21 protein-coding genes are annotated in these 22,245 nt (G+C 60.1%); 13 read left to right on the forward strand and 8 right to left on the reverse strand.

Annotated elements, in window-relative coordinates:
- Positions 1–47 precede the first annotated feature (47 nt).
- Positions 48–878 (forward strand): cytochrome c peroxidase, encoded by an 831-nt coding sequence (locus tag BM254_RS03585; protein WP_245777343.1) that lies wholly within the window; start codon positions 48–50, stop codon positions 876–878.
- A 72-nt stretch (positions 879–950) separates the two neighbouring features.
- The gene (locus tag BM254_RS03590) at positions 951–1,703 is read left to right on the forward strand and encodes a DUF6969 family protein (RefSeq protein ID WP_175497196.1); all 753 of its coding nucleotides are present in this window, start codon (positions 951–953) and stop codon (positions 1,701–1,703) included.
- Positions 1,704–1,721: 18 nt separating this feature from the next.
- Here the strand turns inward: BM254_RS03590 and BM254_RS03595 are convergent, their stop codons facing one another.
- Both BM254_RS03595 and BM254_RS03600 read right to left on the reverse strand, forming a co-directional pair.
- Positions 1,722–1,982 carry an anti-sigma factor family protein gene (locus BM254_RS03595; RefSeq protein ID WP_091998731.1) on the reverse strand — a complete coding sequence of 87 codons (261 nt, stop codon included), beginning with the start codon at positions 1,980–1,982 and terminating at the stop codon, positions 1,722–1,724.
- On the reverse strand, positions 1,976–2,596 hold the full coding sequence (locus BM254_RS03600; protein ID WP_091998733.1) for an RNA polymerase sigma factor: 621 nt from the start codon (positions 2,594–2,596) through the stop codon (positions 1,976–1,978). The genes BM254_RS03595 and BM254_RS03600 overlap by 7 nt, the downstream gene beginning before the upstream one ends.
- Positions 2,597–2,784: 188 nt before the next feature.
- Here BM254_RS03600 and BM254_RS03605 point away from each other — a divergent pair, with 188 nt between their 5' ends.
- The 8 genes from BM254_RS03605 (at position 2,785) to BM254_RS03645 (ending at position 13,476) form a co-directional block, all read left to right on the forward strand.
- Positions 2,785–4,983: an FAD-dependent oxidoreductase gene (locus BM254_RS03605; protein WP_091998736.1), complete on the forward strand. Its 2,199-nt coding sequence runs from the start codon at positions 2,785–2,787 to the stop codon at positions 4,981–4,983.
- Between the two features lie 78 nt (positions 4,984–5,061).
- Positions 5,062–6,033, forward strand: a complete 972-nt coding sequence (locus BM254_RS03610; protein WP_091998739.1) for a radical SAM protein — start codon at positions 5,062–5,064, stop codon at positions 6,031–6,033.
- Between the two features lie 198 nt (positions 6,034–6,231).
- Positions 6,232–7,635, forward strand: a complete 1,404-nt coding sequence (locus BM254_RS03620; protein WP_091998744.1) for a sodium:solute symporter family transporter — start codon at positions 6,232–6,234, stop codon at positions 7,633–7,635.
- Between the two features lie 3 nt (positions 7,636–7,638).
- Positions 7,639–8,592 (forward strand): metallophosphoesterase family protein, encoded by a 954-nt coding sequence (locus tag BM254_RS03625; protein ID WP_091998747.1) that lies wholly within the window; start codon positions 7,639–7,641, stop codon positions 8,590–8,592.
- Positions 8,593–8,741: 149 nt separating this feature from the next.
- Positions 8,742–9,257, forward strand: a complete 516-nt coding sequence (gene ectA / locus BM254_RS03630; protein ID WP_091998752.1) for a diaminobutyrate acetyltransferase — start codon at positions 8,742–8,744, stop codon at positions 9,255–9,257.
- Positions 9,258–9,444: 187 nt separating this feature from the next.
- Positions 9,445–10,713 (forward strand): diaminobutyrate--2-oxoglutarate transaminase, encoded by a 1,269-nt coding sequence (gene ectB / locus BM254_RS03635; RefSeq protein ID WP_091998755.1) that lies wholly within the window; start codon positions 9,445–9,447, stop codon positions 10,711–10,713.
- Between the two features lie 51 nt (positions 10,714–10,764).
- The gene (locus BM254_RS03640; protein WP_091998758.1) at positions 10,765–12,216 is read left to right on the forward strand and encodes an aspartate kinase; all 1,452 of its coding nucleotides are present in this window, start codon (positions 10,765–10,767) and stop codon (positions 12,214–12,216) included.
- 261 nt (positions 12,217–12,477) lie between these two features.
- Complete coding sequence (locus BM254_RS03645; protein ID WP_091998760.1) at positions 12,478–13,476, forward strand: sigma-70 family RNA polymerase sigma factor; 999 nt, start codon at positions 12,478–12,480, stop codon at positions 13,474–13,476.
- Positions 13,477–13,478: 2 nt separating this feature from the next.
- On the opposite strand, the gene BM254_RS03650 is transcribed toward BM254_RS03645, so the two are convergent.
- The 5 genes from BM254_RS03650 to pdxH are packed head-to-tail and all read right to left on the reverse strand — an operon-like array spanning position 13,479 to position 16,276.
- Positions 13,479–13,934, reverse strand: a complete 456-nt coding sequence (locus BM254_RS03650) for a DUF3429 domain-containing protein (protein ID WP_091998763.1) — start codon at positions 13,932–13,934, stop codon at positions 13,479–13,481.
- Positions 13,931–14,236, reverse strand: coding sequence for a DUF6482 family protein (locus BM254_RS03655; RefSeq protein ID WP_091998766.1), 306 nt, complete (start codon positions 14,234–14,236; stop codon positions 13,931–13,933). The genes BM254_RS03650 and BM254_RS03655 overlap by 4 nt, the downstream gene beginning before the upstream one ends.
- A gap of 57 nt (positions 14,237–14,293) precedes the next feature.
- The gene (locus BM254_RS03660) at positions 14,294–14,875 is read right to left on the reverse strand and encodes a DNA-3-methyladenine glycosylase I (RefSeq protein ID WP_091998769.1); all 582 of its coding nucleotides are present in this window, start codon (positions 14,873–14,875) and stop codon (positions 14,294–14,296) included.
- Between the two features lie 8 nt (positions 14,876–14,883).
- On the reverse strand, positions 14,884–15,624 hold the full coding sequence (locus BM254_RS03665) for a 4'-phosphopantetheinyl transferase family protein (RefSeq protein WP_245777344.1): 741 nt from the start codon (positions 15,622–15,624) through the stop codon (positions 14,884–14,886).
- Positions 15,625–15,640: 16 nt separating this feature from the next.
- The gene (pdxH, locus tag BM254_RS03670; RefSeq protein WP_091998775.1) at positions 15,641–16,276 is read right to left on the reverse strand and encodes a pyridoxamine 5'-phosphate oxidase; all 636 of its coding nucleotides are present in this window, start codon (positions 16,274–16,276) and stop codon (positions 15,641–15,643) included.
- 219 nt (positions 16,277–16,495) lie between these two features.
- Here pdxH and BM254_RS03675 point away from each other — a divergent pair, with 219 nt between their 5' ends.
- Both BM254_RS03675 and BM254_RS03680 read left to right on the forward strand, forming a co-directional pair.
- Positions 16,496–17,782: an MHYT domain-containing protein gene (locus BM254_RS03675; protein ID WP_091998778.1), complete on the forward strand. Its 1,287-nt coding sequence runs from the start codon at positions 16,496–16,498 to the stop codon at positions 17,780–17,782.
- 85 nt (positions 17,783–17,867) lie between these two features.
- The gene (locus tag BM254_RS03680) at positions 17,868–20,693 is read left to right on the forward strand and encodes a DUF748 domain-containing protein (protein WP_091998781.1); all 2,826 of its coding nucleotides are present in this window, start codon (positions 17,868–17,870) and stop codon (positions 20,691–20,693) included.
- 8 nt (positions 20,694–20,701) lie between these two features.
- Here BM254_RS03680 and BM254_RS03685 read toward each other — a convergent pair whose 3' ends face one another.
- Complete coding sequence (locus BM254_RS03685) at positions 20,702–21,520, reverse strand: substrate-binding periplasmic protein (protein ID WP_245777345.1); 819 nt, start codon at positions 21,518–21,520, stop codon at positions 20,702–20,704.
- A gap of 110 nt (positions 21,521–21,630) precedes the next feature.
- On the opposite strand from BM254_RS03685, the gene yfbR reads away from it, so the two are divergent.
- Complete coding sequence (gene yfbR / locus BM254_RS03690; RefSeq protein ID WP_091998787.1) at positions 21,631–22,227, forward strand: 5'-deoxynucleotidase; 597 nt, start codon at positions 21,631–21,633, stop codon at positions 22,225–22,227.
- Positions 22,228–22,245 lie beyond the last annotated feature (18 nt).

Here is a 22,245-nt window from a genome sequence, read left to right on the forward strand (position 1 = left end):
GGGCTCTGCAGGCCCGAACCATAACTCCATGATCGGGGAGAGAGACAATGTCCACAATACATCCTCTGAGAAATGCGATTCGTACTTCGTTTGAACATCGCCGCGCCACCTGGTGGTCTGCGGCGCTGGTGACGGCCATGCTGGGCACCGGCGGGCTCGCAGCTGCAGCCTGCAGCGCCTGCTCTCCATGCAAGAACAAGTGCAAGGCAGAGCAGTACTGCAAGGCCGGATGTAACCCTTGCGCCGCTAAAAACCCCTGCGCCAGCAAGAACCCCTGTGCAAGCAAAGGCTGTAATCCCTGTGCCACGAAAACCTGTAATCCCTGTGCGGCTTCCGGGAAGTGTGGCGCCAAACCCAATCCCTGTGCTGCCAAAAAGGTCACCAGGCCGGCCAACTATCAGCCCTATGAGGGGAATCCCTGCAAGCTGATGGCGCTGGGGGAGAAACTGTTCAATGACACCTCCCTGAGCGGCAATGGTCTGTCCTGCGCGACCTGCCATAACGATGGTGCCGGTTACAACGCCACCTTTGCCAACGCCTATCCGCATTCCGTGGCCATGGCTCGCGACATGTTTGGTATGGATTCGGTGCATCTGGATGAGATGGTCCAGATCTGCATGGTCCAGCCCATGGCAGCCGAGCCCCTGGACTGGAGTGGCGAGCAGCTGGCGGCACTCACCACCTATATGGGTAAGGTCCAGGAGCAACTGGCTGCTAATCCCTGTGCCCTGAAGGGCGGTAAATGCGGAGCCTGTAACCCGTGCGCCGGTAAAAATCCTTGCGCCACGAAAAATCCATGCGCAACTAAAAATCCCTGTGCGGCGAAGAACCCCTGTTCCGCCAGTGCCGGGAAACGTCTGGCAGATGCCGCTGCCTGAGGTTGCTGCAAATGTTCATGGGCCCGACTTCCGGGAATTTTCGGAAGTCGCCCCGGCAGGAGATGAAAGGCTATGACAGAACTTCGTATTCCCAGGCTGGCGACCCTGACGGACGCGCAGCTGGAAATAAGTCTGGCGGCCATTGACGATATCCGGGAGTGCTACCGGGTGTTGGAGAAAGGCGGGTTGAATGTGGTTGGGGAAGTGCTCAAGGGGCAGGGCCCTTTCTATGAAATGGATCATTACCCGAAAGAAGACGTTTATGACCGGGATACGGCGTCCCAGTATTACTATCATGCTCACCGGGAGGATCATGCCGAACATGGCCATTTCCATCTGTTCCTTCGTGACGCCTCATTACCTGAGGGGGTAGAGCCAGCGATGGGGCCCACCGGCGAGGACCGGGTGGCGCATCTGGTTGCCATTTCCATGGATGCCTGGGGCTACCCCACCGACCTGTTTGCGGTAAATCGCTGGGTGACGGACGAGAGCTGGCTGCCGGCGACAACAATCACGACCGTTCTGGACCGGTTTGCCATTGATCACGCTTACCCCAGCTGGCCGGTGAACCGCTGGCTGACGGCCATGTTGCGTGGTTTCCGGCCCCAGATCGAAGCCTTATTGCACCACCGGGACGAGGTGATAGAACAACGGCGAGAGCAAAGCCTGGAACAGGTACTGGAGGATCGATCCCTGGAGATTACCGGGACCATTCCGATCGATGTCGAGAGTTGGGCGGACAGGCTCGAAGCCGAACGGAAAAGACGAACCCGGGCGGCTGGTGCGGGAGAGTACAGGGACATGCAACAAATCCCGGGGGTGTGACACCCGCGCCGGGAACATTCATTCCTCGTCGTTATCCCGGGTTCTTCGTGTTTTGAGTGCTTCGGAGATCCGTTCATCGATCCGGCGCAGGAGCTCTTCGTCCGGGTGGCCGGAGGAGTGCGCCTGCATAAGCCTGGTACTTGCGCGCAGGTTGCCGATAAAGGTTCGGCAGTCCTGGCACATCATCAGGTGCATCTTCACGGAAAGGTTTTGGCGGGCGCTGAGTTCGCCATCGATGTAGTCACTGGCTATTTCGGCCAGGTCCCTGCACATTAACATTCGCCCGTCTCCTGGAAGGTTTCCACCATGAGAAAGATCTTCTGCCTCGCACGGTGTAAAAGTACACGAAGGTTAGAGGCGCTGACATCCAGAATGTTACAGACATCTTCGGATTTGTGCTGGTGGGCTTCGTAGAGCATCAGGGCGGAGCGTTGGGTTTCCGGCAGAGCGGAGAGGTGTTTATCGAGACAATCGCTGAGTGCTCCGTTTTCCATCAGGGTATCGGCGGATTCGTGGAACTTTAGCTTGGGCGGCACGTCCCATCGGCCGGTAGCGTTGAAGCGTTCGGCCAGCTCCGGTTCGAGGCCTTCGGAAAAATCGGTCGCTACTTCGCGCTTGCTGGAACGTAACTTGTTCTTGCACCGGTTGGCGACGATCCGGTGCAGCCAGGTTTTCAGACCGGAACGGCCTTCAAATTTGTGTATGGCATCAATCACCGTAACCCAGCAATCCTGGACAATTTCTTCGGCACTGGAGTGGTCCAGGTAGAACCGGGCAACCGCCAGCATGCCAGGGGAGTACCCGCGTACCGCTTTCTTGTACGCTGTCGAATCGCCCTGTTTGAGTGCTTCTATCAGTGAACCTTCGATGTCCGGATGCACTGCTGTGTCCATGGGTTTCCGTCCCTTGTCAGTCTGGCTTCGATCGCTGTGTCTTTATAGTGGTTCGGATTCCGGAAAAGTTCCGGTATTCTGTAGCGATTGCTCAAAAATATTAAATCAAGGACGATGTAACATCCAGCCGGTGATCGTGTCTCAGCAATAACAACGTACTGGTTTATACATTTTTTGCAGGTATGGACATGAATCGAAGCAAGCTTTTACTCATTCTGGTTATCGCCGCGATCGTGGCTGTGTTTATCGGCCTCGACGGTCACAAGCTGCTGACCCTGGAGAACCTGCAGTCCCATCAGGCTGCGCTGGCGCAATGGATTGATCAGCACCTTCTGGTGGCGGTTCTCGGGTATGGCTTGATTTATGTGGTCGTGACAGCCCTGTCCCTGCCGGGTGCAACCATAATGACCCTGGCCGGCGGTGCCTTCTTCGGAAATCTTTATGGCCTGGCTGCGGTATCCATTGCTTCGACCGTGGGCGCCTCCCTGGCCTTTCTGGTGGCCAGGTTCCTGTTAAGGGATACCCTGCGGGAGCGATACAAGGACACCATTGCCAGGATCGACAGGGGCATTGAAAAAGACGGTGCCTTCTACCTGGCAACCCTGCGCCTGGTGCCGGTGTTTCCGTTTTTCCTGATCAACCTGGCCATGGGCCTGACCGGCATGAAGTTGCGCACCTATGCCCTGGTGAGCTGGATTGCCATGCTGCCGGGCACCTTCGTGTTCGTGAATGCCGGCACCCAGTTGGGCCAGATCCAGTCCACCGGTGATATCGTCTCGGCCGACCTGCTCCTGTCCTTTGCCCTGCTCGGGCTGTTCCCCCTCATTGCCAAGTTTGTGGTGGGCTTCATCCGCCGCCGTCGGGTGTATGCCGGATGGCAGAAACCCGACCATTTTGACTACAACCTGCTGGTCATCGGCGGCGGTTCTGCAGGACTGGTTTCCGCCTACATCGCTGCGGCCGTCAAGGCAAAAGTGGCCCTTATCGAGAAGAACAAAATGGGCGGCGACTGCCTCAACACCGGCTGCGTGCCTTCCAAGGCCCTGATTCGCAGCGCCAAGGCGGCCGACACCTTGCGCCACGCCAACCGCTATGGCCTGGAGTCGGTGCCGGTGAAGGGCTCGTTCAGGAACATCATGAATCGGGTCAAGGACGTGATCGCCAAAGTGGAGCCCCACGATTCCCCCGAGCGTTACCGAAAGCTGGGTGTCGACTGCATCTCCGGCGAGGCGAGCTTCGTATCTCCCTGGGAACTGGAGGTTCGGCACAACGATGGCCGCACTGAGCGACTGACGGCTCGCAGTATTATCGTGGCTACTGGTGGAAAACCGGCCATGCCGGCGATTCCGGGACTTGAAGACATGCAACCGCTGACCTCCGAGAACCTGTGGGAACTGCAGGATCAACCGGAGCGCTTGCTGGTACTGGGCGGGGGCCCGATCGGCTGCGAGCTGGCCCATGCTTTCGCGCGCCTGGGCATCAAGGTAACCCAGGTGGAGCGGGGCGAACGTCTGCTGTCGAAGGAAGATGCGGATGTTGCCTCGGTGGTCATGAAACAGTTTGAGGCCGATGGCATCGACGTCCGGCTGAAGCATTCGGCCACCGAGTTTCGCATTGAGGAAGGCGAGAAGGTTGCCTACTGCGATCATGAGGGTGAACGCGTGAGAATTCCCTTCGATCAGGTGCTGGTCGCGGTGGGGCGTGCGGCCGATACCTCCGGACTGAACCTGGAACGGATCGGCGTGGATACCCTGCCCAACGGTACCGTGCCGGTTGAAGCGGATATGAGCCTGCGTTACCCCAACGTGTTTGCCTGTGGCGATGTGGCCGGTCCTTACCAGTTCACCCACGCCGCCGCCCACCAGGCCTGGTATGCCGCGGTGAACGGCTTGTTTGGCCAGTTCAAACGCTTCCGGGTGGACTACCGGGTAATGCCCTGGGTCACCTTCACCTCGCCGGAAGTGGCGCGGGTCGGCCTGAGCGAAGCTGAAGCGAAAGAAAAGGGAATTGCCTGCGAGGTCACCCGCTACGGCCTGGATGACCTGGACCGGGCGATTGCCGAGAGCGAGGACTATGGCTTCATCAAGGTGCTGACACCGCCGGGCAAGGACAAGATTCTCGGTGCCGTGGTGGTGGGCGCCCACGCGGGTGAAATCCTGGCGGAATTTACCCTGGCGATGAAACATGGTCTGGGCCTGAACAAGATCCTGGGCACCATCCACCCCTACCCGACCTGGAACGAGTCCGCCAAGTACGCGGCCGGAGAATGGAAACGCGCCCACGCGCCGGAAGGCATTCTCAGGCTTCTTGAGAAACTTCACGGATGGCGCCGGGGTAAAAAAGATCAGAGCCGGCAGGAAAAGCGTAAAGAAGTGACAACGGGGTAAAAAAATCAGGCGGTCGCTGTAACAAAACCGTCCTGCCCGTGTCTGTGCCCAATAACATTGAATGATCGAGGAGCATCTATGCCCCTGACCGAAACCCGACCGGCCCGCAGTAAACGTATTCCGGCCGTGGAAGTCCTCGAACCCCGGGCGTTCGACAGCTGGACCCACACCCGCAACGGTGATCCGCGAGGTTACATCGATGCGGACAAGCTCAAGGAGCTATGGATTCACACCGGCACCGCCTGCAACCTGGCCTGCCCCTTCTGCCTGGAAGGCTCCCACCCTGGCGACGGTCGCATTCCCGGCATGAAGCTCAGTGATGTGAAGCCGTTTATCCACGAGGCCATCGATATGGGCGTGGAGCAGTTTTCGTTCACCGGTGGCGAACCTTTCGTCATCCGGGATTTCGTCAACATCCTCGATTACGCCAGCCAGCACCGGCCCTGCTTCGTGCTTACCAACGCCACCGAGCCGCTGCTGAAACGCCGGCACCAGGTGTTGCCGCTACTGGACAATCCCTATCCGATCCACTTCCGGGTCAGTCTCGATTTTCCGGACCGGGCCCGGCACGACAAGGACCGGGGTGAAGGCAGCTTCGATCAGGCGCTGGAGGGTATTCGCTGGCTGATCGAGCAGGGCTTCAAGGTGTCCATCGCGCGCCAGACCGACCCGGAAGAGATTCCCTCGGATGTGGAAGCGGCTTTCCGTGACATTTTCCGTGAGTGGAACATTCCGGAGAACCTGGCCTTTACCGCGTTTCCGGATCTCGGCACACCGGGTTCCGAGGATGGCAGCCCGGAGATTACCGAGACCTGCATGGAGAAATATCCAACCAAAGAGTCGCGGGCGCACTTCATGTGTACCTATACCCGGATGCTGGTGAAGAAGGGCGATGCGGTGCGGGTGTATGCCTGCACGCTGGTGGATGATGATCCTCAGTATGACCTCGGTGGGTCGTTGGCCGAGAGCATGGATGAGCGGATCATGTTGCGGCATCACCGGTGTTTTTCCTGTTACCGCTTTGGGGCTAGTTGTTCGGCGCCTGCCTAGGCTTGGGCATTGTCGATTGCAGGACTGATGGCTGGTCATTGGCGGCCTGGGGGGTGGGGGTAATTTCTCCTTGGAAAAACAACTCGCTTCGCTCAGACATCTTTTTCCGGCGGATAAATTACCCCCACCCCCCAGACCGCGGATACGGCTTTGCTGTTCGTTGAATGACGTTAAAGAAAAAGAACCAGGAACAAGACAATGAATTTTACAGAAGCCTCCCTGTTCTGGGGATTTCTGCTGGTATACGGCGTGGTGATGTATGTGCTGTCGCCAAAGAGCAAGAACGCGAATTCGTTCTATAAAGGCGCCGATGATCAGGGGAATCCGGTTGGTCAGTGGTCACTGACAGCCAGTATTTTTATCAGCTGGATCTTCGCCAAGTCGGTGACCAATGCGGCCAATCTGGGGGCGGCTTACGGCGTGGTCGGTGGTCTGGCGTACGCCAGTTACTGGCTGTCGATTCCGGTGGCCGGTTATGTCATCTACCTGATTCGGACCCAGACCGGGGCCCGGAGTCTGCAGGACTTTCTGACTTCCCGGTTTGGCCGGCTGGCCGGTCTGGCCTTTGCGGCGGCGATCCTGATCCGGCTGTATAACGAGGTGTGGAGTAACACCGCGGTCGTGGGCGGTTACTTCGGACTGCCCGGGGAGTGGGAGTATTACGCGGCGGCGATGCTCTTCACCGTGTTTACCCTGGCCTACAGCCTGAAAGGCGGGCTGCGTTCGTCGATCTTTACCGACGTGATCCAGGCTTTCGTGTTCGTGTTCTTTGTCGGGGCGGTGTTGTTCCTGATCATTCCGGCCAACGATACCAGTGCCCTGCTCAGCAATGGTGAGTTCCGGCTCAACGCCGGCTTCGACCTGTTGCTGGTCGCCCTGCTGCAGTTGTTCAGTTACCCGTTCCACGATCCGGTCCTGACCGACCGGGGGTTAGTGAACAAGGAAAAGACCATGCTCAAGAGCTTCGTGGTGGCCGGTCTGCTGGGTTTTGTGGCGGTATTTATCTTCAGCCTGGTGGGTGTCCATGCCCGACTCAACGGTATCGATGCCATGGGTAATGCACCGGCAGCCGTGGGGCAGTCCCTGGGGCTGGCGGCGCTGTTCTTCATGAGTGTGGTGATGATGACTTCGGCCGGCTCCACCCTGGATTCCACCTTTACCTCGTTGGCGAAATCCCTGGCCGTGGATCTGCCCCGGCTGGCCCGGCGCGCCAAGGACCGGTTGCCCAGTATGCGGGTTGGTGCGGTGGTGATGGTGGTGTTTGCGTTCCTGGGTAACCTGCCGATGTTTGCCGGAACCGACATTCTCAAGGCCACGACCATCTCCGGCACCATGGTGATGGGGCTGGCGCCGGTGTTCCTGTTCTATGGTTTCACCCGCTGGTCGCCCTGGAGTTTCCACCTGAGTTTCTGGACCGGTCTGGGCCTGGGTGTCTTGCTGGCCATGGGCCTGATTCCCGCGAGCTGGGCCATCGGTGATGGCAAGTACGCCATGCTGCTGGGCGTCAACGCCTGGGGCTTCCTGATCTGTTCCGCCGGGTTCTTTGTCCCGCTGGTGTTGCGGCGTCTGGCGGGGCGTTCGCTGGCTGCCGGGGAGGCCTGATTCATGGCGCAGGAAGGTCGCAGTTGTCCGTTGGCTTACCGGTACGATCCCGCCGATTTGTGCCGGCAAGTCAGTGAGAGTTCCGCGGATGTGTTGTATGTGATCGGTGGGCTTTACGGCAATGTGCTTGCGCTGGACGAGATCGAGCGCATGGCCCGGGCGGAGGAACGAGAAGGCCGGCGCGTCCAGCTGGTATTCAATGGGGATTTCAACTGGTTCAACGCCAGTGATGATCTGTTCCGGGAGGTCAATGAACGTGTGCTCAGGCATACCGTCAGCCTGGGCAATGTCGAGTACGAACTGGCCAATCCGAGCCCCGGGGCGGGTTGCGGTTGCGCCTATCCCGAGTTTGTCGATCAGGGCGTGGTGGAACGCTCCAACCGGATCATCGAGCGGCTTCAGGGCGTGGCCTTGGCCTGCCCCGGTATCCGTAAGCAACTGGCCGATTTACCCCGGTATCGCTGCCTGATGTTTGGAGGCCTAAAGATTTTGGTGTTGCACGGCGATCCCGAATCCCTGGCCGGTTGGGGTCTGGCCCACGAGGCCTTTGCCGAAGGTAACGAAAGCTCCCTGGCTGAATGGTTCAATGCAACCGATGCCGATGCCATCGTCTGCACCCACACCTGCCTGCCGGTGCTTTGGTCCGGGCTGGTGGCAAAGCAGGCCCGCGTGGTAGTCAATAATGGCTCGGCCGGCATGGGCAATCTGCATCGCGATCCCCGCGGGCTGATTACCCGTATCAGTGCACCCGGGCCCTCTATTGAGCCTGTGGCAGCGCTGGAACGCCGTGGCCTGCACTTTTCGCTGGTGCCCGTCGCCTTTGATCAGCGGGCCTGGCTGACCCGGTTTGATGCACTCTGGCCGTCTGGTTCCGATGCCGAGGTCTCCTATCGGAATCGCCTTCTCAACGGTACTTCCCTGGCGCCCGGAGATGTCGTTTTTCCTTCCGGTTTTTAATCTGATTGTCACTGGCGATTGCTTCAATCCGGTCTATTCTTAAAGCGTGAGAGCGGGCGTCCTGCTGTGGGTAAATGGACCGCAACTTGAAATATATTTTGTGGTCTATATAATTCAGCACTAACTTTTAGAAGCGAATTGATCACGTTATGACATCAGAAGGTTCGAATACCACCGCCATCAGTCTTCGTACACCCACGAAAGACGATGGCTACAGGCTCCACCAGCTGGTGGCCGAGTGCCCGCCGCTGGACCCCAACTCGATTTACTGCAACCTGTTGCAGTGCAGCCACTTTGCCGAGACCGGCGTGGCCGCGGAGAAGGAAGGCGATCTGGTCGGCTTTATCTCCGGATACATCCCTCCCCAACAGCCCGAGACCGTGTTTGTCTGGCAGGTGGCGGTTCACGAGAAAGGTCGTGGACAGGGCCTCGCCAAGCGGATGCTCAAAGAGATCGTTTCCCGCGATGCGTGCAAAGACGTCACCCACATGGAGACGACCATCACCGAGGACAACGAGGCCTCCTGGGCGCTGTTCCGTTCATTCGCCCGTGATATGGGAGCCGAGCTCACCTACCACGAGCACTTCGAGAAAGAGAAGCACTTCGGTGGCAAGCATGATTCTGAATTCCTGCTGCGCATCGGACCTTTCACGAAGCCTGTCTGAGAGCCCTGGTCTCACGATTTCTCATCGTGAATGACTGACTGTGATTTGGACTAGCCGGCAGACCACCCGAGGTAGGTCTGCCATCAAGGCTTAAACCAACGCACGGCGGGCTTGTCGCGACCGAAATGTATTAACCGACAGGCCCCCGCGCATCTACCTCGAACCTGAAATGCTAAGAGGCAAGACAATGGAAATTTTCAAGTCGACCGAATCTGAAGTACGCGTTTATTCCCGTGCCTTTCCGGTGATTTTTAACCGTGCCAAGAACGCACATCTGTACACCGAAGACGGCAAGGAGTACCTGGATTTTCTGGCCGGCGCCGGTTCCCTGAACTACGGCCACAACAACGACATCCTGAAGAAGGCTCTGCTCGAGTACATCGAGGCAGACGGTGTGAGCCAAGGCCTGGACCTGTTCACCACCGCCAAGCACGACTTCATGGAATCGTACAAGAAGTACATCCTTGATCCCCGTGGCCTGGACTACAAGATGCAGTTCACCGGCCCCACCGGTACCAACTGTGTGGAAGCGGCCATGAAGCTGGCCCGTAAGGTGAAAGGTCGTACCAACATCATTTCCTTCACCAACGGTTTCCACGGTGTAACCGCCGGTGCTGTTGCCGCCACCGGTAACGAACATCACCGCGGTGGTGTCGGCGTTCCCCTTGGCCACGTGGATTTCATGTTCTACGACGGCTACCTGGGTGAAGACGTGGACACCCTGGAGATCATGGACAAGGTGCTTTCAGACAGCTCCTCCGGTGTCGAACTGCCGGCCGCTGTAATCGTTGAGGCGGTCCAGGGTGAAGGTGGTCTAAACGCTGCCCGTGCCGAGTGGCTCAAAGGCCTGTCCGAGCTGTGCAAGAAGCACGACATCCTGCTGATCGTTGACGACATCCAGGCTGGTAACGGCCGGACCGGTGAGTTCTTCAGCTTTGAATTTGCCGGCATCAAGCCGGACATCGTGACCGTGTCCAAGTCCCTCAGTGGCTACGGCCTGCCGATGGCGCTGGTGCTGTTCAAGCCGGAGCTGGATGTTTGGGATCCGGGCGAGCATAACGGTACCTTCCGTGGTAACAACATGGCGTTCATCACTGCCCGTACCGCGATCGAGACCTACTGGAAGGACGACGCCTTTGCCAACGAAGTGAAGGCCAAGACCAAGGTCCTGGGCGATGCCCTGCAGGCCATCTGTGACAAGTACCCGGGCGAGTTCAAGATGAAGGGCCGGGGCCTGATGCGCGGTATCGAAGCCAAGGATGCGGATCTGACCGGTCCGATCACCAAGCGCGCCTTCGAGCGTGGCCTGATCATCGAGACCAGTGGTCCGAACGACGAAGTCATCAAGTGCCTGATGCCGCTCACCACCAGTGAGGACGATCTCCGCAAGGGTGCTGCCCTGCTGGCGGAAAGTGTCGACGAGATCATGCAGGAAGGAGTCAGCGAGGCGTCGTAAGGCGCCCGCACTTCCGGGACATTCATTCTGCAGGATAGCGAAGGCGACTTTATGACTACCGCACAACATACCGTCGAGAAGATCGGCGGTACTTCCATGAGTAACTACGAGGCCGTTCGCGACAATATCATCATTGGTAATCGCAGCAAGGACGACCTGTACCAGCGCATCTTCGTGGTGTCCGCCTACGGTGGCGTGACCAACGAACTGCTCGAGCACAAGAAGACCGGTGAGCCCGGGGTCTATGCCCTGTTTGCGGACGCCGAGTCGGACTGGGCCTGGGGCGACGACCTCACCAAGCTGGTGAAGTTCCTCACCGACATCAACGGTGAGCTGTTCCAGGATCCGATGCTCAAGCAGCAGGCGGACCAGTTCATCACCGACCGTATCGAGGGGGTTCGCGGCTGCCTGATTGATCTCCAGCGCCTGTGCTCCTATGGCCAGTTCCAACTGGAAGAGCACCTGCTGACTGTCCGTGAGATGCTGGCCGGTATCGGCGAGGCCCACAGTGCCTTCAACACCGCGCTGAAACTGCAGCAGGAAGGCATCAACGCCCGCTTTGTCGACCTGACCGGCTGGCGTGACAGCGAACTGCTGCCGCTGGACGAGAAGCTCAAGCAGGCCTTCGATGCCGTGGACCTCACCCGCGAGCTGCCCATCGTGACCGGTTATGCCCAGTGCAAGGAAGGTCTGATGCGGACCTTCGACCGGGGCTACAGCGAGATGACCTTCAGCCGGGTGGCGGTGATCACCAATGCCCGTGAAGCCATCATCCACAAGGAATATCACTTGAGCTCCGCCGACCCGAACATCGTTGGCGCGGACAAGGTGGTGCCCCTTGGGCGGACCAACTATGACGTGGCCGACCAGCTGGCTAACCTGGGTATGGAAGCGATCCACCCCCGCGCCGGTAAGGGTCTGCGCCAGAACGAGATCCCGCTGCGGGTGATGAACACCTTCGAGCCGGAGCATACCGGTACCCTGATCACCGGTGATTACATCAGCGAGACCCCGCAGGTGGAAATCATTGCCGGCGCCAAGGGTGTGTTCGCCATCGAGGTGTTCGACCAGGACATGCAGGGCGAGCCGGGTTCCGACCGCCGGATCCTGGACGTGCTGAGCCGCTTCAAGGTGCGCTTCATGTCCAAGGACACCAATGCCAATACCATCACCCACTACGTGGACACCACGCTCAAGCATGTCAGGCGTGTGGTCAAGGCGCTGAAAGAAGAGTTCCCGAACGCCGAGATCAGTACCCGCAAGGTGTCGCTGGTATCGGCCATCGGCAGCGACATGAAAGTGCCGGGCATCCTGGCGCGTTCCGTGAAGTCGCTCGCGGATGAGGACATCAGCGTACTGGCGATTCACCAGTGCATGCGCCAGGTGGACATCCAGTTCGTGGTGGATGAGGACAACTACAAGAAGGCGATCAGTGCCCTGCACGCGAGCCTGATTGAGCCTCACAACCACGAGTACGCCATCGTGGCGGCATCCATCGAGTAAAGGATTACCGGTGGGCGGAACCGGTCGCTCCGCTCACTGGTAATGGAGGTCGTCTTGCCTCCAGATCGGGCGCCCGGTCGGCCGGCTCACTTCAGGTGAGTTCTCATGGCCGGGCGCGGCCGATCCCCTGCCTTGCCCTCCATTTCCACGGCATGACCGACCTGACTCCAGCCTCCGCATTTGCCCCTACCGCGCCAATCTGACTGCCTGCTCCAAGCGTATCTTTTCACGAATATTCTGATCCAGACCGGTACCGTAGCCATGCGAAAAGATGACAGGCTGGGACCGTCTCCGACTCCGCCCAACGATGGTGAAAGGGATTCCCTGGTCGGGCTGTATTTCAGGGATGCGTCCCGTTATCACATACTCTCGGACGATCAGGAGCGTCGTCTGTCCCGAAAACTGTCCCTGTGCTTCCGGATCGTCAGCTCCGAGCTTGGCCTTCCAGAATCCACACCCCAGACCTTCCGTGAGGTGATTGGCAGCCTCGGGGACGCCTGCGCGTTCTCCAGCCGGTGTCGCCGGGCCTACCACCTGGCCATGGCCTGCCGGCGCAAGCTGATCCAGAGCAACTTGCGCCTCGCGGTGCACATCGCCCGAAGGTACAACCAGCATGGAATTCCCATGCCGGACCTGATCCAGGACGCCAATGTCGGCCTGATCAAGGCGGTGGAACGGTTTGATCCCACCAAGGGTTTCCGATTCTCCACGTATGCCTACTGGTGGATCAGCGAGGAAGTGAAACGCTGTCTGCAGCGGGGCACCCGGGTGGTCCACACTCCGGAGAATGTGGTGGACGAAATCCGTCAACTCCAGAAGGTATCGCTGCGGCTGCATCAGCAGCTTGGCCGTACGCCATCGCAATCCGAGCTGGCGAGAGCGATGGAGGCGACGCCATCAAGGATTGGGGAGCTGCGGGCACTGGCGGCCCGGGAAGTGTCTACCGACGTTTCGATCCTGGAGGACGGCTCGGCCACCATGGTCGATGTTCTTCCGGCCGGTGAGCAACTGGCTCCGGATCACCCGATGACGCAGCGGGACCGGCGCAGCGAGCTGCGCATGATGCTGAGCGAACTCAGTGATCGGGAGCGGGATATCCTGTCGCGCCGATTCGGCCTGGACCTGCCCGATCCGGAGACCCTGCAGGTGATTTCCGACGCTCTTGGTATCAGCCGGGAACGGGTCCGGCAGATCGAGAAAGGCGCCTTGCGCAAACTGAAGAGCCGGTTTGGCTCCGCCGGAGAAGAAACGGGCGCCTGAATTCAGGCGCCATGGAGGAGGAAGAACCAGGCACCGACAGTCACCTGGCACACCAGGACGACGGTGGTGAGCATCAGGCGCATCTGCCGGTACCAGGCTGGCCAGTAGATTTTCATCCAGCGGGCGTCCACCAGGTAGAGTGCGGCGTAGGCCAGGGTATAGACCACAACCTGGGCCGCTGTCGGTAGCAGCAGGCCGATGCCGGCGGTGACGAAAAAGGCCTGGCTCAGCAGCATCGTCACCAGCGGAGACAGTGGATAGCAGCGATTCTCCAGTTGCATGGCGATGGGCCAGTAAATACCCGCCATGAAGGCCAGGATGCCGGCGCTGTAGAGGTAGAAGTAGGCCACGATTGCCACGCTGTTCCCGGGCATCAGGAACAGCCCCACAGTGCCGACGATGAACGGAATCAGCCCGGCGATACCCACCAGGACCGCAAGTCGTGCCACAGAAATCACTGGCGCTGCCTCTGGATCCTGATTCTCATGGGTTCGATATCGGCTGGCGCCATGCCGACCATCTCGTGATAGGCAGATGGGTGTACCACCTGGGTTTCGAGGATATTGAACGATCCGAGGGTGTCCTGGATTTGCCAGGCGCTTCGGAACAGGGCGGTCTTGCCCCCGGCATCAGATAGCAGGAGGGTCTGGTCGGCGATAACCAGTCGGGCCATGTACTGCTGGCCTTCCAGCGAGAGGATTTCCAGCAGGTCAACGACCAGGTCTTTGGTATCCCTGAGCTCTTCGAGGGTGATTCTCACAATGAATCTCCGGAGTTGGTGTTACCCCGGTATTTACGCGCTTCCGGCGTGACAGGATCATCCGGCCAGCTGTGCACACTGGTGATGTTGCGGGCAACCGGTCAGGTGGTCATTGACCATCCCGGTGGCCTGCATGAAGGCGTAGACAATGGTGGGGCCGACGAACGTAAACCCCTGTTTCTTCAGGGCCCGGGACATGGCCTCGGATTCATTGGTGGTAACCGGCACTTCGTCGAGCGTGCGCCACCGGTTCTGGATGGGTTGGCCAGCCACGAAGGACCACAGGAAATCGGCAAACCCCTGGCCCCGTTCCCGGAGCTCCAGGTAGCCCCTGGCATTGCGGATGATCGACTGAACTTTCAGTCGGTTACGGATGATCCCGGGGTTGGCCAGCAATTCGGCCACCTTGTCGTCGCCATAGCGGACAATCCGTTCGGGATCGAAGCCGTCGTAGGCGGACCGGTAACTGTCCTGCTTGCGCAGGATGGTGATCCAGCTCAGGCCGGCCTGCTGGCCATCCAGACAAAGTTTCTCGAACAGGGCGCGGTCGTCGTATTCGGGCCGGCCCCAGACGGTATCGTGGTAATGCACGTACAGCGGATCGGTGCCGCACCAGGGGCAGCGTCCGGATTCGGTCATGTTACCTCTCACTCTGTCCGGGTTGCAGGGTGGATGATGCGCTGGACATGGGGTTCCCAGTAAGTGTCCAGATCCTCCGCCTCACCCAGGCCGAAGTCCTCGGCGGGCGGTTGCAGCAACTGGATGGAGGGCCAGCCGGGCTGGCCGGTTATCCCGGGTTGCCGGCAGACCAGCGTCACCAGGAATCCCTCGCACTCGTAGCAGTACGCCGACCAGTCACTGTCGTCCTGATCGCCATAGAGTTCAAAACCCTCCAGGACCTCCAGGGTCTGCAGGTTGTTGGCGATACCGCGGCCGGTCGCCTTCAGCCAGGCCTCCTTGAGGGTCCAGGTGACCAGGAAGTTGCCCGGATCATCGGTACGGAACAGCCATTCCTGCTCCCTGGGTGTAAACCAGCGTTTGACCACTTTGTGCCACTGAGGATGCCGCTGCAGGGGCTCGATGTCGATTCCCAGGCCGGCCACCGGGCCGGCCACACAGGCCGACAGACCATGGCTGTGACTCAGGGACAGGTAAAACCCGGATGGTACCTCCGAGCGGTTCGGCCGCCCGGGTACCGGGCGGCAATCGGAGACCAGTTCGCCACTGGTGCGGCTGATGGCCTGGCGGATCAGCCAGCGGCTGGTCAGGTATTCCCGTTTGCGTGGACCACCGAATTTCGCGACGGTCTTCCGCTCGTAATCGGTGAGCCATCCCGGAATCTCGGGATCCCCACCCGGTGTCTCATGGCACAGCCAGATCTGCGGCATCGGGCTAACTACTTGTTCAGGGTTGGAGTCTTTGGATGAGCCAGCCATCGCCTTCCCTCACATACTCGAAGCGATCGTGTAGCCGGCTGGGGCGCCCCTGCCAGAATTCGATACGTTCCGGAACCACCCGGTAACCGCCCCAGAAACTCGGCAGCGGGACTTCACCCTCGGAGAACTTGCGCCTGATTTCGGCGACCTTCTGTTCCAGCAGACCGCGGGAGGTGATGGCCTTGCTCTGCTCGGATACCCAGGCACCAATCTGGCTGCCCCGGGGCCGGGAGGCAAAATAACGCAGGGATTCGGCCTTGCTGACTTTCTCGACCGCGCCCTGGATCCGTACCTGGCGGTTCAGACCGATCCAGGGGAACAACAGGGCTGCGCGGGGGTTCTCCTCGATCTCGCGGGCCTTGCGGCTGCCGTAGTTGGTGTAGAACACAAAGCCCTGCTCATCAAAATACTTGAGCAGAACCGTGCGCAGGTCCGGCATGCCATCGTGGCCGGTGGTTGCCAGGGACATGGCGTTCGGCTCCAGTATGCCGGCTGTCCGGGCATCCTCGAACCACTGCTGGAACTGCCGGACCGGATTGTCATCCAGATGCTCCCGATCCAGACCTTCGCTCTCGAAATCACGACGCATGTCGCCGATGTCCATCCACTCCTCCTCGTCTTGCTCAACCGCCGCGGTAACCGTGTTCAGGTACGGCCTCAGAGCATAGCGGGTTCACACCATCGTGTCAGTCACCAGTGCTGGCACGACCTGTTGCTGATGGTTACATATCTCTACATATTTTTGAGAGCCAGTTCACATTGTCGGCGTAAATCCTCGGGCTTGCAGGCAGCCTTTACCCACAAAAATCGATGAGTACAGAAAATGATGACCCATTACGATCTATCGCTTGTAATAGCTTCATACGTGGTGGCTGTACTGGCCGCATACACGGCTCTCTTTTTCGGAGCCCGGATCGGTTCCGTTGGCGACGGCAAACGGCTGCCCTGGCTGGTGACCGGAGGCCTGGCCATGGGCACCGGCGTCTGGACCATGCATTTTGTCGGCATGCGGGCCATGCCCATGGACATGGCGATGACATTTGATAGCGGCATGACCGTCATTTCCTGGCTGGCGGCGGTGCTCGCCTCCGGGGTGGCCCTGCACATTATCGGGCGCGAGAAGATTGGCGCGGGATTGTTCGCGGCCGCTACACTGACAATGTCCGGGGGCATCGTCGTCATGCATTACCTTGGCATGTACGCCATGAGAATGTCGGCGCCGCCGGTTTTTGACGGCGTCTGGCTGGCGGTCTCGATTGCCATTGCCGTTGCTGCCTCCGCCGCAGCGCTGGGTGTGTCCCGCAAGATCCGGTCGCTGCAGGGCAGCCGTGTATCGGCGGCCCGCTTCGGTGCCGCCCTGGTGATGGCGGCCGCCATCTGCGGCATGCATTATACCGGTATGCTCGCCATGACCTTCCCGGAGGGTGCAATGCCCGCAGCCGACAACGGCCTTCGCGGTGACTGGATGGGTATCCCCCTGGCTCTGTTCTGTGTCGCGCTGCTGGCCGTGAGCGTGTTCGTTGCCGCTTTCGATATCCGTCAGCAACGTCAGCTGGCCCGCCGGAAGGCGGAAGAGAATGCCCGGGTTGCGCGCATGGCGTTCCTGGATGCGGCGACCGGGCTGCCCAATCGCTCCGCCCTGGAACAGCGGCTACTGGAGACCCTGGCGCGGGACAGCGCGCGGGAGCATCCCTTTGCCCTGATCTACCTGGATATTGCCAACTACCGGGAGTTGTCCGGAAGCCTGGGTTCGGAGTCGATGAATGCTGTGCTGCGGGAAATTACGCTGGCGATCCGGGACCTGGCGCCAGAGCCGGTCTACCTGGCCCGGTATTCCGCCAGTACCTTCTTCCTGATGGTTCCGGATTTTTCCGATCCCTCCTATAGCTTCATGTACAAGCGCCTGAGGGAGCTGGACCAGCGCATCGGCACGCCGGCCATGCCGGTGACCTGGCGAGCGGGCCAGTCGGTGTTTCCGCTTACCGGCAATTCCAGCCGCAAGCTGGTCCGGGCGGCGATGGTTCCCCGGGATCTGGACCAGATTGGCCGGTTCGACAATGTAAAGGCCGATCCCGACCTGGTTTTGCCCGGTCAGAATACCGCAAGCTGACAAACGGACACCGGGCCGACTATCCTTGTGTCAGGCAGAGGGCTGTTAAAGCCCCGGTTTTCCGCCGAACACAAAGGAGAGTTTCGTGGCCCGGAGCCGTCAAAAGAGTCGTCTACCAAGGAACCTCGCCATCGCGGTCGTCGTTCTGGTTGTTCTTTACGCCCTCGCGGGCTTCCTGCTGTTGCCCTGGTGGCTCAAGAGCGCAGTCCCTGAGCAGCTGGATCAGCAGATGGGGTGGCAGGCGCAGGTAACAGACCTTGCCATCAATCCGTTTGCCCTGACGGTCGAAGCGACGGAACTGTCTGCCAACGACAGGGACGGTGAGAAGGTCCTTGGCTTCGACCGGCTGTTTGTGAACCTCAGTTTTTTCCAGTTGTTCCGGGGTATTGTCGGTTTCCAGGAGATCCGCCTGCAGGAACCCTATATCCGGGTTGACCTGCTCGAGGACTACGGCATCAATTTCGCGCGGGACTGGCAGGTCGCTCACCCGGAACCGCAGCCGGCGGCAGAACCCGAAACCTCCGGTGAGGACAGCGGTCCTCCGAAGTTGTTCTTCCAGCAGCTGGCCATTGATGGCGGCGAACTCCTGTTCCGGGATTTCAGTCAGGCCGAGCCGGCCGAGTTCCGGATCACGCCTCTGGATCTTTCTCTCAATGACCTGGCCACCTGGCCGCGGGAGGAAGGCGACAGCAACTACTATCTGCTGGCGGCTATTGGCAGCCAGACGGTTGAATGGCAGGGCGACCTGAGCGTGACGCCGCTCTATTCACGGGGCACCCTGCGCATTGCCGACATCAGTTATGAAACCCTCGAACATTTCCTGGCACCCTATCTGCCCTACGACCTGCGCGGGGGCAATGTTACTGTCCGGTCTGACTATGAGCTTCAGGCGGGTGAGGTGTTTTACCTGGCCACGGAGAATGGCGAGTTGTCCCTGGAGGATCTGGCGGTCGCTCTCGACGCGGAGTCGGAGGCCAGCAGGCTGACCACGGGGCGTATCGGTGTAGACCAGATCGGGTTCGACCTGACCGCCCGGGAGGCCCGGGTTGGACAGGTAACGGTGGATAACCTGGACCTGGCAGTGGCCCGGGATGCCGGGGGATCGATCGACTGGCTGGCACCGCTGGCGGGTGACACCGCCGGTGCAGAGGCCGATGAGTCCGCACCAGAATCGGCGGCCGACACCCGGCCGTTCCGCTGGTCGGTGGACGGCATCCGCGTCGCCCGTTCCGCGGTACGCTGGCAGGACCGGGTTCCGGCCAGCGAGGCAGATCTGCGGCTGCAGGAAATCTCCCTCTCCACCGGAAACGTAAGCCACCGCCTGGAAGAGCCGGTCAGCTATGATTTGAGTGCCACCCTGGCCAGCGGCGGCCGACTGGCGCTGCAGGGTCAGGTAACACCGGCGCCATTCACGTTTGAAGCGGCGGTGTCCGGATCGGGGATCACCCTGGCCGCCTTCGAACCCTACCTGCAGCAGGGTGCCAACCTGAGTGTCGCCAATGGCCAACTGGGTTTTGATGGTAATCTCGACCTGGACAGCCAGCAGGAACCGATGACCGGAACCTTCAGCGGCACCGCAGAGGTCAGCAACCTGAATCTGCGCCTGGCCGGCCAGCAGGACCGACTAATGTCCTGGCAGACGGTGCGCCTTGCTCCAATCGAATACAACGTCAGCCCTGCGCGTCTGGAAATCGGTACTATCAGCGTGGTGCAGCCGGTTGCCAACATCGTACGCGGCACCGATGCCGTGCATAACGTCGAGCGGATTCCGGTGTCCGGCGGTGGGGCGGCATCGGATCCCGGATCAGACGAAGCCGCGGACTCCGGAAACGGCCAGCCCTCATTAATCTTCCGGATCGGGGAGCTGGCCATCGAGAACGGTTCGGTGGCCTACACGGACCGGACCCTGAGTCCGGCGTTCACCACCTCCTTTGACGACCTTTCCGGCTCGGTGATCGGGATCAGCAATATCCCGCCACAACAGGGCAAGGTGTCTCTTAAGGGCCGGGTTGGCCAGGTGGGTAACGTGAATTTCCAGGGTACCCTCGGCACCTTGGGTACCGATGACGTCAGTGATCTCACGCTGGCCATGGACAACCTGTCCCTGCCGGAGCTGTCACCCTATTTCGGCCGTTACCTGGGTTACGGTGTTGACAGTGGAAAGCTCAACCTGGACCTCGATTACGAAATTGCCGGCAGCCGTATCGATGCCTCGAACCTGGTCGTAATGGACCGGTTACAGCTGGGTCAGGCGGTGGCCAGTGACGAGGCCGTTAACGCACCGGTGAAACTGGGGCTGGCACTGCTGCAGGACCGGAAGGGCATCATCGAGGTGGATCTGCCGATCAGCGGCGACCTGTCGGACCCGGACTTCAGCGTCGGCCAGGTGGTCATGCGTGCGTTCGTGAACCTGCTGGTCAAGGCGGCGGCTTCACCGTTCAGCATGCTGGGCTCCATTGCCGAGATGGCGGGCCTGACCGGCGAGGACCTGGGCCAGGTCAGCTTCGTGCCTGGCAGTGTCGAGCTGGCGGAAGGTGAGGCGGCCAAACTGTCAGCGCTGGCGGATGCCCTGCGCGAGCGTCCCGAGTTACTGCTGAATGTGCGTGGTGCGGTGTCACCGGAAACCGATGGTCTGGCGCTGCTGCGGGATGAACTGACCAATGGCGGCCAGAAAGAGCTCTCGGAGGAGGCCTGGGCAAGTGCCCGCGAGGCCTATCTCTCGGGTGAACGGACCCTGTCACCAGAGGCGCTCAACAACCTCGCCCGGGACCGGGGCCTCGCGGTGCGCCGCTTGCTGACCGATACCCAGGAGGTGCCGGGCAATCAGCTGTTCCTGCTGGACCCGGCGCGGGATGCCCAGGTGGGTGCCGAAGGCAATGTGGTGGTGCCCTTCACTCTGGATGTCCGCTGAGTGTGCTGTCAGTTTTCTCCGGAGTCAGGTGAAAGAGAGGGGGGCAGATCCAGCCCCCACTTCTGCACCAGACTCTGGTAACGACCGGTCTCGATCAGCGGCGCCAGGAGATCCATCATGTCCCGGGCGGTGACGGGCCCCTCGGGATGCGTGATGATGCTCAGCTGGTAGCTCTGGTCCGGTTGGTCCGAAATCAGGAACCGGTTCCGGTCTTCAGGATGCTGGTCCAGATGCATCTGCAGGTACGAGTCGTTGATGATGGCCACCTGAGCGACGGAGGGCCGGTCTGCCTTGATCAGATCCAGGTTGCGACTGTGACTGTCCGAGAACTCGATGTTGAAGCGTTGTTCGAGTTCCTGCGGATCGGTTTCCATACCGGCAAACCCATAGTGGTAGCCGGAAAGGGCGACAATATTTCGCTGCTCAAGATCTTCGAAAAAGCTCGCGTCCCGGCCCGGCTTGTTGAGGGCGATGTAGATATCTTCGTCCATCAGGAGTGGCGGGCTGATCAGCGCCTGTTTGTCCTGCCACTCCCAACTCGGGCTTTCAAAGAATATGACGTCGTACAGGTGCGCGTCGAAATCCAGGTAACGGCGTTTGGGGGAGGTGTGGAAGATCCGGAAAGTAACATCCTGATGGAATGTTTCCAGCTCCGTCAGAAGGTCTCCCAGCAGGCCCTCAACCTTTTTGTCCTCGTCGATGCGGGCAACCGGCGGGAAATCGTAGACACCGACAACGATGTCCGTGTCTGCCCAGGCGGCCGGCAGCGGTGCCAGCGGGAACAGCGTAATCAACACCAGCTTGCAGAAACATCGGAGTCCGGGCACGTATAATCCACCTGCTAAGATCGCAACACATTCACCAGTTCTAAAGCTAACACGCAGATACCTGAAATAGGTTTCACGCGTCATCAATTAATGAAAAAAGGAATCGGGGTATGGCCGCCATCGCAAGCCACTTCTTCGCCTATGTGTCACGCCTGCGCTGGATAAAGCGCTGGGGCCTGATGCGTAATGCCATCGAGGAGAATGTTGCCACCCACTCCTGGGAAGTGGCTACCCTGGCCCACGCCCTGGCGATCATCCGCAACCACCGGTTCAACGGCACGGTCAATGCGGATCGCATTGCCGCCGCGGCGCTCTATCACGATGCCACCGAGGTGATTACCGGCGACATGCCGACACCGGTGAAGTATCACTCGCGGGTTATGCGCGAAGCCTTTGGTGATATCGAGCACAAGGCCGAGGCGGAGCTGCTGGCCCTGCTGCCGGAAGACCTGCAGGGACCGTTCGCGCCCTATCTGCAGGAGTCGAAGCTGGCAAGTGAGGAGAAGGAGCTGATCAAGGCCGCCGACCGGCTGTCGGCCTGGCTCAAGTGCCAGGCGGAGATCCGCGCGGGCAACCAGGAGTTCGGGCCTGCTGCCAGCCAGATCCGGATAAGGCTCGAGCAGGATGGACTGCCGGAAGTGCAGTATTTCCTCGAGGTTTTCGCCCCCAGTTATGACCAGCCGCTGGATAACCTGCTGGGCGACTGACCACACTGCCTGGCTCGG

Source organism: Marinobacter pelagius, assembly GCF_900114925.1.
GTDB lineage: Bacteria > Pseudomonadota > Gammaproteobacteria > Pseudomonadales > Oleiphilaceae > Marinobacter > Marinobacter pelagius.